1 protein-coding gene is annotated in these 430 nt (G+C 65.6%); it reads right to left on the reverse strand.

All coding sequences use genetic code 11. The annotated features are described in order from the left end of the window. Positions 1 to 412 (reverse strand): NAD-dependent deacetylase (locus NE591_RS12540; RefSeq protein WP_371130603.1); only part of this gene is annotated, 412 nt, incomplete at its 3' end. Between the last annotated feature and the right edge of the window lie 18 nt (positions 413 to 430).

Here is a 430-nt window from a genome sequence, read left to right on the forward strand (position 1 = left end):
CGCTAGCGATGGCGCGCACGGCCGCGGTCACGGTGCCGTCGTCCAACGGCTCCTCGTATAGCACCACGTCTGGCTTCACGATGGCTCCGCACTTCAAGCAGTGCGGTACGCCGTCGGGGCTCTGTTCGCGCAGGGCCAGCAGCTCTTCCACGGTGTAGGGTGCGCCGCAGTCCATGCAGAAGTTGCGCCACACGCTGCCGTGCAGCTTCAGCACGTTTCGGCTGCCGGCCTTCTGGTGCAGCCCGTCGATGTTCTGGGTCACGACGGCTGAAAGCGTTCCCTCCCGCTCCAGTTCGGCCAGCTTTCGGTGCGCGGCGTTGGGCTCGGCGTCCAGGGCCAGCATGCGGTCGCAGTAGAAGTCGAAGAACTCACGCGGATGGGCATCGAGGATCGTCTGGGCATGAAGGATCACAAGGGCCTCTACGCCTGG

The sequence above is a fragment of the Adlercreutzia sp. DFI.6.23 genome (assembly GCF_024462535.1).
Classification (GTDB): domain Bacteria; phylum Actinomycetota; class Coriobacteriia; order Coriobacteriales; family Eggerthellaceae; genus Adlercreutzia; species Adlercreutzia rubneri.